The sequence below is a fragment of the Nocardia sp. NPDC127526 genome, assembly GCF_042672265.1.
Classification (GTDB): domain Bacteria; phylum Actinomycetota; class Actinomycetes; order Mycobacteriales; family Mycobacteriaceae; genus Nocardia.
Window position 1 is genome coordinate 113,142 of record NZ_JBHXVO010000013.1, and the last position, 12,796, is coordinate 125,937.

Sequence of the window (12,796 nt, forward strand, 5' to 3'; positions counted from 1 at the left end):
CCGTCTCCGCACGCGCCCGAGCGCTCGGTCTCAGAGTTCGAGGGCGGACCACATCGCGTCGAGCACCCGCCGGCGGCGGGCGGCGGACCAGGGGCTGCCCTCGTCGAATCCGGTGAGGACGAGGCCGTCCACGGTCACGTCCAGCACATCGCGGGCCGTGGCGATGTCGCGAATGCCGGTCGCGGCGAGCAGGTTTCGCACACGCTCGTCCCACCAGCGGTTGAACTCGTCGAGTTCGGCGCGCAGCACCGCTTCGGTGCGGGCGCCGAGCACCAGTGCCAGCCAGAGGCGATGGGTGCGCTCGCCGGGGGTGAGGACCGCCCATTCGATCAGGCCGCGCAGCCCGGCCGCGCCGCTCGCGCCCCCGATCGCCGCCTCGGCCTGGGCGCGGCGCGCCTCGATCTCGCGGCGCACCGCGGTGCGCAGCACCTCGTCGCGCCCGCCGACCACATAGGTGATCGCCGAAGTCGAGGAGCCGAGGCGCTCGGCCACCGCGCGGATGGTCACCGCGCCGAAGCCTGCGGCGACGGCGATGGACACCACGGCGTCGCCGACCGCGGCGAGACGTTCGGCGGAATCGACCTGACGAGGCATGGCGACAGCATACCGGTTTGTGAAACAATAGTTTTAAAACGTGTGTTTCAGGAAGAGGAGTGGCCATGGAACAGACAACCGTCGCGATCGTCGGCGCGGGCTTCGCCGGGCTCACCACGGCCCGGGCCCTGCGGGCTCGCGGTATCGACGTCCTGGTGCTGGAATCGGCGGATCGTGCCGGCGGCCGCGCGCTCACCGAGGTGTCGGCCGCGGGCACACCGGTCGACCTGGGCGGGCAATGGATCGGGCGTGACCACACCCGGATGTCGGCGCTCGCAGGCGAATTCGGCATGACGCTGTTCCCGACGCATACGGCGGGCCGGACCCTCATGGTCGATGGGACCCGCGGGCTGGAGACCATGCCGGGGACCATCGCCGCCGCGGGAGTGGCCTTGCTCGGGCTGGAGTTGATGGCTCGCACCGGCCGGGGTTCGGACCGGACGACCGTGGCCGACTGGGTGTCCCGGGTTCCGGGCCGACGCGCGCGGCGGCTATTGGATGTGGTGCTGTCCGAGGCGCTGGCCATCGACCTCGATCAGGTGTCGGTGCGCGCATTGACGACCGGGATCGAATCCGCGGGCGGCCTGCGCGCCATGCTCGGCACCGCGGGCGGTGCGCAGGATTCCTTGCTGTCCGGCGGCGCCGGTGGCCTGGCTCGGGCGCTGGCCGCCGAACTCGGAGCCCGCGTGCACCTGAACCGTCGCGCGACCGCGATCATGCGCACGGCCGACCGTGTCATCGTCGATACCCCCGCCGGTCCGGTCCGCGCGGACCGGGTTGTGGTCACGGCGCCGCCTCCGGTCGCCGCCGGCATCCGCCACGATCCGCCGCTGCCTCCGGAACGTGCTGCCGCGGAACGCAATACCGTGATGGGCGTCATGTACAAGGCGATCGCCGTCTACGACGCCCCGTTCTGGCGGGAGCGCGGCCTCAGCGGCGAGATCGTCTCCCTGGACGGCCCGGTGCCCGCCGCGTTCGACATCTCGCCGCCCGGCGGGCCGGGACATGTGGGCCTGCTCGTCCCCGGCCGTGCCGCGCGCACGTTGGATGAGCTCACCCCCACCGCACGCCGCGACACCGTGCTGCGCGCGCTGTCCCGCCACCTCGGCGACCGCATCATGAATCCGCTGAGCTGGCACGAGAAGTCGTGGCATCTCGACCCGCACGTCGGCGGCGGCTACTCCGCCCTGCCGAAACCCGGCCACCTGTCCGCGCTCACCCGCGCGGGCGCCGCCACCGGCCGGGTCCATTGGGCGGGCACCGAAACCGCGCCGCGCTGGACCGGCTACTTCGAAGGCGCTGTGCGCTCCGGCGAGCGCGCTGCGGCGGAAGTCATGGCCGCGCTGGGCTTCTCAGCACTGACCGCCAAGGCGTGACGGCCGCGTGCCGCCACTGCCGAGGGCCGCGTGCCACTACTGCCGACGGCCATGTGCCACCGCTGCGGACGGCCGCTTACCACCACTGCGTGACGGCCGCGATCTGCCGTCCCAGCTCGGGCGCCAGGGAGCGGACATAGCTGGCGGTGAGGTGGTGTTCATCGCGGTAGATCAGGACATTGCCCTCGGCGGCACGGCAACGGTCCGAGCGGCAGATGGCATTGGTCAGGTCGAGCGGAAAGATGTTCGGGTAGGCCGCGGCCGGCTCTTCTGCCGGGTCGAGGAGGTCCAGCGCGACAGCGCGCGGCACGCCGCAGCTCTCCGGAGTGGTGCCGCGCTGGGCCAGACAATCCACGGCCCGGTAGAACACGCCGCCGTGGCGCAACCGCGGAGTGTCCCGCAGCGCGAGCACATTGAGGCCGCGCTCCGACAGCGCGGTCCACACATCCAGGAACTCCGGCGGCACCTCGTCGCCGTCGGCGTACGGGCGAAAACGCGTGGAAATGGTGAACACCCAGTCGGGGCGATCCACTGCGAGCCGATCGAGCACCTCCTCGGACCATTCGCGGCATTCGGGGAACGGCGCTTCCTCATAGGAGGGCTGGTCGGCCAAGGTCAGCGGGCAATTCTCCTTCAGGAAGGTGACCACGCGGAATCCGTAATCGCGGGACAGGGTTTCGAGGGCGGGCATCCACTGCTCGGAATGCGAGCCGCCGACCACCGCGATGGCACGGTTGGCGGTGGTGTCGCCGTAGGTGCAGCTGCGCACCTCCCGGTCCGGAGTGATGCAGCCGTCGAGCGTCGGCGCCGGCGCGTCCGCGAAGCCCTCGAGCAAGGAGGGCCGCAAGGGTTCGGGCGCGGGATCTATCCCTTCGATCAGGGCGGCAGCGCCCGGATACCGGTTGGGCACGAGCACCTGCGGCGGCTGGGGCGGATTCGTCATGGCGACGACCTGCCAGCCGGAGGCGGAGGCCAGCACGCTCACCCCGGCGGTCGCCGCCAGCACGCCGACGCCGCGGCGATACCACGAGGGCGCGGGCGCAACCGTGCCCGATCGCCGGCGCAGGGGCGCTTCGATCAGCCGGGCCGTCACCAGCGCCAGCAGCAGGGATACGGCGATCACCAGCAGGCCGTCCCCGAATCCCGCATGCTCGCGGCCGGTTTCGGCGAGGTAGAAAATGAGAATCGGCCAATGCCAGAGATAGAGGGGGTAGGCGAGAACGCCGAGCTCGGTGCAGACCCGGCTGGCGAGAACGCGATTCGCCCACGGGCGCTGGGCAGCCGGGACATGCAGGCCCGACAGGATGAGCAGCAGGGTGGCGGCGACCGGGAACAGCGCCGCCGGACCCGGAAAGCGCGCCGCGCCGTCGATCAGCAGACCGCAGCTGACCACCATGCCCAGACCGAGAACGCCTGCGGCCCACCGCATCCAGGCGGGCGGGGAGATCCAGGGCGCCGCCACCGCGAGCGCCGCACCGGTCAGCAGCTCCCACGCCCGCGCGCCGCTGTCGTAGTACGTCCACGCCTGATGCTGGGCGGAGCCGATGGCGGCATATCGGAAGGAGACGACCGCGCCGAGGAGCAGCAGCATCAGCAGTGCCGCGCGATGCCGATCCCACTGCGGGCGCACCCGTGCCCACAAGGCGATCACCACCAGGATCACCAGATAGAACTGGCCTTGCACCGCCATCGACCACAGATGCTGCAGCGGACTGATGGACGGATCCGGCGCCGCGTAGTCCAGCTCCGCGATCGCCAGATACCAGTTCTGGAAATAGAAACCGGACGCCAGCAACTGTGCGGAGATGTCGCTCCACTGGGTGTACGGCCGCGCGACCACCGTGGCAATGGCGATCGCGGCGAGCACCACCACCAGTGCCGGCAGCAGCCTGCGACCGGTACGCCGCAGTGTTGCCCCCACTCCCGCACGGCCGGTCTTCTCGGTGTGCCGCAAGAGCATTCCGGTGAAGAAGAACCCGGACAGCACCAGAAAGACGTCCACGCCGCCGGACACCCGCCCCATCCACACGTGGAACGCCACCACCAGCGCGATCGCCACCCCGCGCAGCCCATCCAGATCATCCCGATACGGGCGCTCGGATGTGCTCTCCGGCAGCTCGGCCCGAGTTTCCGACCCGGCGGACAACAATGGCCCCGGGATAGCAGCGCGCACAGTAACTCCCACGAACGAACCATCCCCGCCCGGGCAACACGGCGGGACGTGCCGACCGGACGCCCCGGCACCGCGCCCTAAGATGCCTGAGTGATTGCGCCGGAAGCAAACTCGCGCCCCGGACCGGTGTGACGAGACCGCGATTTCCCGCCGGAATTCCGCGCCGAACCCGGGTCAGGCTCCGCCGCGGAGCGTCTCGGTGTGGAACACCACGGTGCGCGTGGCTTGTATCCGCAGCTGCGCCTGGAGTGATTTCAGGGTTTCGGTCCGGGTCGTCCCTGATCCCATGTGGCCCATGCTGGTGATCTTCGTGGGCATCCAGTTCGGCGCCGGCTGGTACGAGAAGCTCGCCATTGTCGAACTGTGGTCCGCCGCATCACCGGAGCAGGTGCTCGCCACCATGGAGGAATCCGGTATGCACCGGGCGGGACGCGCCTTCTGGCCCTTCGTTTCTCCGGTGGTGGCGCTGTTCGCGGTGGTGAACCTGATCATCGCCTGGCGCACCCCGGCGTTGAACCGGACATGGTGGCTCGCCGGCGCCGCGACGATGACGGTCTACGCCGTTTTCAGCTATGCCTATTTCGTCCCGCAGATGCTGATGTTCCAATCCGGCGGCGGCGACTGGAGCCCGGACCGCATCGACACCTTCGTCACCTGGTGGACCGGCCTCAATTACGTCCGCATGGCGATCGGCGGAATCGGCTGGCTGTGCCTGCTGCGTGCCCTCTCGCTGGTGGCCGCACCGGCCGCCGCGCCGGAATCGCCTGCGGCTACCGTGAAGAGATGAGCGACGCTCCACGCCGGACACCTCGGCAGCGGCGGTCTCGGGAGACGGTGACCATCCTCGTGGAGGCCGCCGCCCAGGTGTTCTCGCGTGAGGGGCTCACGGCCACGACCAATCGCATCGCGGAGCGGGCCGGTGTCTCCATCGGCACGCTCTACCAGTACTTTCCGGATAAGTTCGCGGTATTGCACGCGGCGGCCGAACGGCATGTGAGCGAAGCGGGCGTGCGGCTCGGCGAGGTGTTCGCGCGGCTGCGGCGGACCGAGCCGCCGTTCGAGGAGACCATGTCCGCGATCGTCGAGGTCGTGGTGGAACTGCACCGGGATCGTCCGGTGCTGCACGGGCTCCTGCATCGGCTGGCGCCGCGGAATGCGGCCGAGCTGGCCGCGATTCGCGCCTTCGAGGATCATCTGGTCGACGAGATCACCTATCACCTCGTGCGGTGCGATCGGGGTGGGGCCGACCCGGCGTTCACGGCGCGGACCGTGGTGCACGGGGTCGACACCCACCTGCATCGGGTGCTCGTTCATCGTTCGATCGAGACGGGACAGGTCACGGAGTTGGTGTACCGGCTGCTGGGGGAGTCGCGCCGGCAGCCGTGAGGACGCCGCGCAAGGCGTCGGCCAACTGGGTCACCCCGGGTTCCTCGATCGGGAAATGCCCGCAGCCGTCGAGGAGTACGAGGTCGGTCGGCGCGGCGATGCGGTCGAGGAATCGGATGCTCAGTTCCGGTGGCGTCCAGCGATCGGCGGCCGGATGGACCAACGTCACCGGTGCGGCGCGGAAGTCTTCCGGCGGCGTGTGCCGGTACCCGAGGAAGCTGCCCAGAAATCCGAGCGGCACCTGCACGCCACCGCCTTTCGGATCGGTGGCGCACAGTTGTGACAGTCGCGGATCCAAGCTCATGTTCTGCATGTCGACCAGCCACCGGATGGGTACGCGGACGCCGCCCAGCAAAGGCTCCATCGCGCGCAACACTGTCGGCGCCGGCGGCCCGGTGAACGACTAGCGGGCAGCGGCGCGCCGGGCCGCCGGATCGGCGGGATCGAGCAGACAGGTCGCCACCACGTGCGCCACCGCGCCGGTCCGGGCCGCCACCTCGTAGGCCAGCATGCCGCCCACGCTCGCGCCGAACAGCACCAGCGGCCGATCGTCGGATTCCGTTTCGGCGGTGACGAATTCGCACAGCAGATCGACCCAGTCCCGGTAACGCACGGACCGCGGCCGCGGTTCGACGGTGTCGCCGTAGAGCGGCAGATCGATGGCGGCGGTCTCGGCGCCCGCGCGCGCACCCTGCGCGGCGAGCGGCCACAGCAGTCCCGCATGACCACCCGCGCCATGAATGGCCAGCACGCGCACGTCCGCCTCCGGGGCGGCCGCGCGCGCCACGTGCACCCGGCGTCCCCGCCACTCCCACCAGGTCGATGCGGGTGCGGCCGGTGCCTCCGGAAAGTAGTGGGAGGGCAGGAACTTCACATATCGGAGGTAATCCACCCCCTCAGCGTCACGGTGCCCGAGCGCGCTGACAACTCGCGTTCGGTGTCTTCGTGCGCGCCTGGGAAATACCTCCGGACCTGCGGCAACGGGGGCTGTGCGGCGTGCGCGCGCGATGCTGCTCAGATTTCGCCGCCAAAACGCGTAACCACCATGTTACGCTTTTCGGGTGGACGAAGCCGCCGCGGCTATTGCCGATCCGGTCCGCCGGGAGATCCTCACGATGCTGCACGGTGCCCGATTGACCGCCGGGGAGATCGCCGACCGATTCGATATCAGCCGGCCCGCCATCAGCCGGCACCTGCGCGTGCTGCGCGAAAGCGGGCTCGTGCACGACGAATCGGCCGGCCGGCAGCGCTTCTACACCCTCGACGTCGAACCGCTCCGCGAAATCTCGGCCTGGATAGCCGAATTCGACCGGCGCGCCCCCTGGGAACAACACCTCGACGCCCTGGAGACCGAGGTCTACCGAACCCGCCGCGAACGCCGCGCCGGACCCCCGGACACCCGGACCACAAAGGAGAACACCGCATGACCACCACCCCCACCGGCCGCATCCAGCCCACCCCCACCGGCCGCGACCTGATCCTCACCCGCACCTTCCGCGCCCCCATCGACGACGTCTGGGCCAGCGTCACCGAACCCGACCGCACCGCCCGTTGGTACGGCCCCTGGACCGGCGAACCCGGACCGGGCCGAAACATCAAGGTGCAGATGCTCTTCGAGGAATCCCAGCCCTGGCTGGAAATGCACATCGTCGCCTGCAACCCACCCCGCCACCTCTCCCTCACCGCCGTCGACGAACACGGCACCTGGCACCTCGAACTGGAACTCACCCAGCAGGCGGACACCACCGAACTCCGCTTCACCCACCACCTGGCCCCCGACGCAGACCCCGCCAGCGTCGGCCCCGGCTGGGAGTACTACCTCGACATGCTCGTAGCCTCCCGCACCGGCGCCCCCCTCCCCGACTTCGCCGACTACTTCCCCTCCATGCAGCCCTACTACGAGCAGCAGACCGCCGCCGCCTCCGAATAATCGGCCCCCGCGGAGCTGGACGTGCGATCACCGGGAAACTGTGGCGGCGAATCGCGACAAGCCCCCGCCACCAGTTCCCGGTCGATGACCTTTCAGACCGAACCGACCCCAGCCGACCCGGTGTCCACTGACCCGAACCCGGCATGCAACCCCGCCCCCGAGTGACCCGACACCCCACCCGATCCGAGCCCGTCCGCCGAAGGCGAACTCCCAACAAACAGGCGGCAAGCCAGTTGGTGCACCCACTGTCAGGGTTCGGGCCGTCCCGATTCTGGACTGAGTGGAGCGCGCGGGGGAGCGAAGCGGAGGAGCGTGCGGAGGGAGGGAAGAATCGGGACCAAGGGGCCCGAACCCCGCCCGGAGCGAAGCGGAGGGCAAATTAAACACAGCCACGAGCGTGCCTAATCAGAACACCCTCGAAACTGGCCATAGACCAGCGGTCGCAGCAACAAGAGCCGTGCCCAACCGCAGCCCCACAAAGCAATTCCCCCGCCAGCCCCCGCTGTCGGCTTGTGCGCGGCCGCTCGTTTGTGCGCGGCTGCTCGTTTGTGCGCGGCTGCTCGTTCGTGCGCGGGTGCTCGCTCGTGTACGGCTGCTCGTTCGTGCGCGGCTGCTCGTTCGTGCGCGGCTGCTCGTTCGCGCGCGGCCGCCCGTTCGTGTACGGCCGCTCGTTCGTGTACGGCTACCCGTTCGTGCGCGGCCGCCTGCTAGTGCGCGGCCGGCCGCTTCCGGTACGAGTATGCCGACTGCGGGCACGCGCGCACGATGTGGTGACGGTGAATTCGATTGAGCGGCAAGGGCGCGTCGTCGAGCATGCCGAATTACAGCTGGATCTGGACGGGCTCGTGCCCAGCTCGGAGGGTGACCGATGAGCGGGCCCGGGAGGAGGGCCGTGAGGGTTTGTTGGGCGGTTCGACGCCGTCGGCTTCGTTAGCGGGCGTGGACTGCTGCCAGTCGGGCCGCGCGAATGGCGTTCCACAAGGGGCGCAGTAGTGCCTCCTGTGCGGCGGCCGCGCTCGCGGAGGTCGGCGCTGCGGCGGGTTCGCGCTCGGCGACGGTGAGGATCGCCGCGACTTGATCGGCGGTATCGAGAATCCGCCGGGCGCGCAGGGGCATCGAATCCGGGTAGCCGTGGCGGGAATACGCGGCCAGCTCGTCCTCGATGAGGTCTCGGGGTGGCGTGCCGCCCGAGCCGAGTCCGGTGGTCTGCAAGCGCTGCAAGGCGTCGGCGGCCTCGCGCACCGCTTGCCGCATCGAATATTCGGCTTCGCCCAGCGGCATATCCGGTTCGATGGCCGGTGGAATGGGAGTCGCGTAGACCCGCCATTGCAGGGTTTCGTCGTCGGACCAGAACGGGACCAGTCCCGTGCCCTCCCGACCGGGCACCCCGATGAACAGTCCTTCTCCGGCTTCGGTTGCGGCGGCGGCGAATTCGCTTCCCACCGGTAGCCCCCGCACATCGCCCGGCACCGGCAGCACCAGCCGCACCTGCGCGTCGGGCCCGTGCAGGGCCTCCCGGATCAGCTTGAGCAGCACCATGATTCCGGCTCCGGCCGCGCCTTCCTCGGAGGCCCACGGCAGCCCGGTGTGCCCGCCGGTGACCGGATCCCCGGCGGCGACGGTCTGCAGCGGCGCCCATACGCGCAGGGCGTCCAGTACGTCGTCGGGTGCGCTGCGACCCGCCAGCCAGGAACCGGCCCAGACCGTCAGCGTGGCGCTCGGGGAACTCATGTTCAACAGGATAACTGGCTGGCAGCTAAGGCTCTGTGACGAAATCGATCAGTCGTTCGACGGCTCCGATGAGAGGGGTCTCCAGGTCGCGGAAGGAGTTGACACCGTTGTAGACCCGCCGCCACCCGTCTTGCGGTGTGCCCCACCGCAGCCGGCGGCAAATACCCGTTTTCCAGTCTTCGCCACGGGGAACCTCCGGCCAGGCGTCGATGCCCACGGCGGCGGGACGCACCGCTTGCCAGACGTCGATATAGGGGTGACCGGTGACCAGGACGTGCGGCCCGAGTCCGGTGGTGAGGTTGGTTTCCTTCGACTCGGTGACCAGGTGGTCGACGAGGACGCCCACGCGACGGCCCGGCCCGGGTTCGAATTCGGCGAGTCTGGCCGCGAGGTGGTCCAGACCCTCGAGCTGTTCGACAACCACGCCCTCGACCCGCAGATCGTGACCCCAGACCCGCTCGACGAGCGCGGCGTCGTGCACGCCCTCGACCCAGATGCGGCTGCCGCGAGCCACTCGCGCGCGCAAGCCCTCGACGCGCGTGGAACCGGACGCCGACCGGGTCGGCTGCTTGGGCGGCGCGGCGGTCGGCCGCACCAGCGTCACCGGCTGCCCATCAATGAGAAACGCCGCCTCCCGCAAGGCGAACAGCCGCACCCGCCCGTGCCGGTCCTCGAGTTTCACGAACTCCCCGTCGTAGCTGCGATCGAAACCCACTACGGCGCCGCAGAATCCGGTGGCGGCGTCCTCGGCGACGAGATCGCGTTCGGCCACCACCTTCGGAACCTCGCGCTTGCGGGTCCGGGAATGACCGGAAAAGATGTCGCCGCCATAGATGTCACGCCCACTCACCCGAACGAAGGTACCGGTCCCGGCCGCGACCGGCCCGGCACGACGCGGCGCGCGGCGTGAGATCCCCGCAACGGTCACGGCGGGGCATACGGCGGATACGCACACCGCCGATCTTCGGCCGCCGGACCGTGGAACGATTACTGTTGATGTCGTGGCCGCAATCATTTGGCTGGTCGCGGGGATTCTCCTCGCGGCGGCAGAGATGCTCGTCGGTGATCTCACCCTGCTCATGCTGGGGAGCGCCGCACTCGTCACGGCCGGCTGGAGTGGTCTGACCGGGACCGGGGTGGTGGTGGATGCCATCGTCTTCGGCATCACGGCCGCGGCCCTGATTCTGCTGGTTCGCCCAGTTCTGTTGCGGCGCTATGCGACGCCGCCGCCGACGCCGACCAATGTGGACGCATTGCCGGGCAAGACCGCGAAGGTGCTCGAGACGGTCGACGAGAACGGCGGCCGGGTGAAATTGGACGGGGAAGTGTGGAGTGCCCGCCCATTCGACTCGGCGGAGAGCTATTCCGAGGGCACGACCGTCTACGTCATGAGGATCGACGGCGCGCACGCCGTCGTGTGGAAAGGTCCATAACAGATGGCCGTTTTGATAGTCGCCGCCGTCCTGGTGCTGCTGGTCGTGGTGGTCGTGTTCAAGTCGGTGGCGCTGGTGCCGCAGGCGGAGGCGGCGGTCATCGAACGGCTGGGCCGGTATTCGCGCACCGTGTCCGGGCAGCTGACCTTCCTGGTGCCGTTCGCCGACCGCATTCGCGCCAAGGTGGACCTACGCGAGCGGGTGGTGTCCTTCCCGCCGCAGCCGGTGATCACCCAGGACAACCTGACCGTGCAGATCGACTCGGTGGTCTACTTCCAGGTCACCAGCCCGCAGGCCGCGGTCTACGAGATCAGCAATTACATTGCCGCCGTTGAGCAATTGACCATCACCACGCTGCGCAATGTGGTGGGCGGGATGACCCTGGAGGAGACGCTCACCTCCCGCGATCAGATCAACAGCCAGCTGCGCGGTGTGCTCGACGAGGCCACCGGACGCTGGGGGCTGCGGGTGTCGCGCGTCGAGCTCAAGGCCATCGATCCGCCGCCGTCGATTCAGGAATCGATGGAGAAGCAGATGAAGGCCGACCGCGAGAAGCGGGCCATGATCCTGACCGCCGAGGGCCAGCGCGAGGCGTCCATCAAGACCGCCGAGGGTCAGAAGCAGGCGCAGATCCTCTCGGCCGAGGGTTCCAAGCAGTCCGCGATCCTGTCCGCCGAAGGCGAGCGGCAGTCCCGCATCCTGCGCGCCCAGGGTGAGCGCGCCGCGGCCTACCTGCAGGCGCAGGGCCAGGCCAAGGCCATCGAGAAGGTCTTCGCCGCCATCAAGTCCGGCAAGCCCACCCCCGAACTGCTGGCCTACCAGTACATGCAGACCCTGCCGCTGGTCGCCAAGGGCGATGCCAACAAGGTGTGGCTGGTGCCCAGCGACTTCGGCAAGGCCCTGGAGGGGTTCGCCCGCGGCTTCGCCACCAAGGGCGAGGACGGGGTGTTCCGCTACGAGCCCGCGCCCGACGGGGAGACGGCCGAACGGCCCGAGGACGACTCCGACGAGGTCGCCGACTGGTTCAACACCGCCACCGACCCGGCCGCCGAACGCGCCGTGCGCGCCGCCGAGGCCGATGCGCGCACACCGGTGGACACCGCGCTGCCGCAGGGTGCCCGGCTGCGGCCGGACAAGCAGGAAGAGCTGCCGCAGGGGCAGCAGCATCCGCAGGGCCAGCCGCAGCATCCGCAGGGTGAACAGCGACCCCAGACACCGCAGCCGCGCCGTCCGGAGCCGCCCGGCGAGCAGCAGTGGCCGCCGCCCGCGCCGCGCCCCCTGGGCCGCTAGGCGGCCGGCACGACCCCGCCGCCCCACCGGCACGACACGGAGGCCCCCTCGACGCACCGTCGAGGGGGCCTCTCGCGTTACCGATTCCCGAAATACGCGAGCGGAATCACGTTTATTCGGTGACCTCCGCCACAAAACTCGCTCTAAATAACAGAATTGTCATTCCGGATTCCGCCGATTTCATCTGCGATAACGGCGTGAGCAATCCTAATTCTCGATTGTCAATTGCTGCGTGATCACTCTGTGATTCGACGTGATTGTTCCGTTATGGTCGTCTGCGGCTCGGACACAGGCCGAGCCCGACCTCGAACCGCCGAACATCGGTAACCCCGTCCCGCGGTTCGCAGAGCAACCGACATCCCTGGGGACGGGGACCCGCAGCTTTCCTCGAGATCTCGGGCGAGGCGCAGAGCGCGGGCCGCATGGGCGCAGGCCAGGAATCCCCTATGCATCGCAAGTTCAGCACCCGCATGTTCGCCGCCACCGCCGCTGTCGCCGCCATCGCGTCCGTTCCGTTCGCGCTGACCACCGCGACCGCCTCGGCCGAGGGCCACAACTGGGACGCCGTCGCGCAGTGCGAGAGCGGCGGCAACTGGGCCATCAACACCGGTAACGGCTACTACGGCGGCCTGCAGTTCAGCCCGAGCACCTGGGCCGCCAACGGCGGCTCCGGCAACCCGGCCAACGCCAGTCGCGAAGAGCAGATCCGCGTCGCCGAGAACGTCCTGGCCACCCAGGGCCCCGGCGCCTGGCCGGTCTGCGGCGCCCACCTCTGACGCCACCCGAGCCTCATCCGATGGCCCCGTCCGCAATTGCGGACGGGGCCATCGCTTTTCATTCGACTGCGTCGATACACAACCTGAGGCATACTGTGCAGTAGTCA

At 69.4% G+C, this 12,796-nt stretch carries 13 protein-coding genes and 1 pseudogene; 9 read left to right on the forward strand and 5 right to left on the reverse strand.

All coding sequences use genetic code 11. The features are described from left to right. Window positions 1-30: 30 nt before the first annotated feature. On the reverse strand, window positions 31-594 hold the full coding sequence (locus ACFVIV_RS21895; RefSeq protein WP_379199059.1) for a TetR/AcrR family transcriptional regulator: 564 nt from the start codon (window positions 592-594) through the stop codon (window positions 31-33). A 65-nt stretch (window positions 595-659) separates the two neighbouring features. Here ACFVIV_RS21895 and ACFVIV_RS21900 point away from each other — a divergent pair, with 65 nt between their 5' ends. Continuing rightward, on the forward strand, window positions 660-1,970 hold the full coding sequence (locus ACFVIV_RS21900) for a flavin monoamine oxidase family protein (RefSeq protein WP_379199061.1): 1,311 nt from the start codon (window positions 660-662) through the stop codon (window positions 1,968-1,970). Window positions 1,971-2,046: 76 nt separating this feature from the next. On the opposite strand, the gene ACFVIV_RS21905 is transcribed toward ACFVIV_RS21900, so the two are convergent. Then, entirely contained in the window at window positions 2,047-4,143 is a 2,097-nt protein-coding gene (locus ACFVIV_RS21905; RefSeq protein ID WP_379199063.1) for an acyltransferase family protein, read from the reverse strand. 295 nt (window positions 4,144-4,438) lie between these two features. Between ACFVIV_RS21905 and ACFVIV_RS21910 the strand changes: the two genes are divergently transcribed. Then, on the forward strand, window positions 4,439-4,930 hold the full coding sequence (locus ACFVIV_RS21910; RefSeq protein ID WP_379199065.1) for a DUF1772 domain-containing protein: 492 nt from the start codon (window positions 4,439-4,441) through the stop codon (window positions 4,928-4,930). Next, window positions 4,927-5,529 (forward strand): TetR/AcrR family transcriptional regulator, encoded by a 603-nt coding sequence (locus ACFVIV_RS21915; RefSeq protein ID WP_379199066.1) that lies wholly within the window; start codon window positions 4,927-4,929, stop codon window positions 5,527-5,529. Before ACFVIV_RS21910 ends, ACFVIV_RS21915 begins: the two co-directional genes overlap by 4 nt. On the opposite strand, the pseudogene ACFVIV_RS21920 reads toward ACFVIV_RS21915, so the two are convergent. Beyond that, a pseudogene (locus ACFVIV_RS21920) lies at window positions 5,480-6,421 on the reverse strand (alpha/beta hydrolase). The gene ACFVIV_RS21915 and the pseudogene ACFVIV_RS21920 sit on opposite strands and share 50 nt — an antisense overlap. A 169-nt stretch (window positions 6,422-6,590) precedes the next feature. Here ACFVIV_RS21920 and ACFVIV_RS21925 point away from each other — a divergent pair. From ACFVIV_RS21925 to ACFVIV_RS21935, 3 genes are all read left to right on the forward strand, one after another. Further along, window positions 6,591-6,956: a metalloregulator ArsR/SmtB family transcription factor gene (locus ACFVIV_RS21925; protein WP_379199068.1), complete on the forward strand. Its 366-nt coding sequence runs from the start codon at window positions 6,591-6,593 to the stop codon at window positions 6,954-6,956. Then, a complete protein-coding gene (locus ACFVIV_RS21930; RefSeq protein ID WP_379199070.1) occupies window positions 6,953-7,459 on the forward strand; it encodes an SRPBCC family protein in 507 nt (168 codons plus the stop codon). The genes ACFVIV_RS21925 and ACFVIV_RS21930 overlap by 4 nt, the downstream gene beginning before the upstream one ends. A 512-nt stretch (window positions 7,460-7,971) precedes the next feature. Then, window positions 7,972-8,331, forward strand: a complete 360-nt coding sequence (locus tag ACFVIV_RS21935; RefSeq protein WP_379199072.1) for a hypothetical protein — start codon at window positions 7,972-7,974, stop codon at window positions 8,329-8,331. A gap of 58 nt (window positions 8,332-8,389) precedes the next feature. Here the strand turns inward: ACFVIV_RS21935 and ACFVIV_RS21940 are convergent, their stop codons facing one another. Both ACFVIV_RS21940 and ACFVIV_RS21945 read right to left on the reverse strand, forming a co-directional pair. Further along, complete coding sequence (locus ACFVIV_RS21940) at window positions 8,390-9,190, reverse strand: hypothetical protein (RefSeq protein WP_379199074.1); 801 nt, start codon at window positions 9,188-9,190, stop codon at window positions 8,390-8,392. 25 nt (window positions 9,191-9,215) lie between these two features. Next, window positions 9,216-10,040, reverse strand: coding sequence for a DUF3097 domain-containing protein (locus ACFVIV_RS21945; RefSeq protein ID WP_379199076.1), 825 nt, complete (start codon window positions 10,038-10,040; stop codon window positions 9,216-9,218). A 151-nt stretch (window positions 10,041-10,191) separates the two neighbouring features. Between ACFVIV_RS21945 and ACFVIV_RS21950 the strand changes: the two genes are divergently transcribed. The 3 genes from ACFVIV_RS21950 to ACFVIV_RS21960 all read left to right on the forward strand — a co-directional run bounded on the left by ACFVIV_RS21950 (window position 10,192) and on the right by ACFVIV_RS21960 (window position 12,689). Then, on the forward strand, window positions 10,192-10,623 hold the full coding sequence (locus ACFVIV_RS21950; protein ID WP_379199078.1) for an NfeD family protein: 432 nt from the start codon (window positions 10,192-10,194) through the stop codon (window positions 10,621-10,623). A gap of 3 nt (window positions 10,624-10,626) precedes the next feature. Then, window positions 10,627-11,913: an SPFH domain-containing protein gene (locus ACFVIV_RS21955; RefSeq protein ID WP_379199080.1), complete on the forward strand. Its 1,287-nt coding sequence runs from the start codon at window positions 10,627-10,629 to the stop codon at window positions 11,911-11,913. 470 nt (window positions 11,914-12,383) lie between these two features. Then, the gene (locus tag ACFVIV_RS21960) at window positions 12,384-12,689 is read left to right on the forward strand and encodes a transglycosylase family protein (RefSeq protein ID WP_379199156.1); all 306 of its coding nucleotides are present in this window, start codon (window positions 12,384-12,386) and stop codon (window positions 12,687-12,689) included. The last annotated feature ends 107 nt before the right edge of the window (window positions 12,690-12,796 follow it).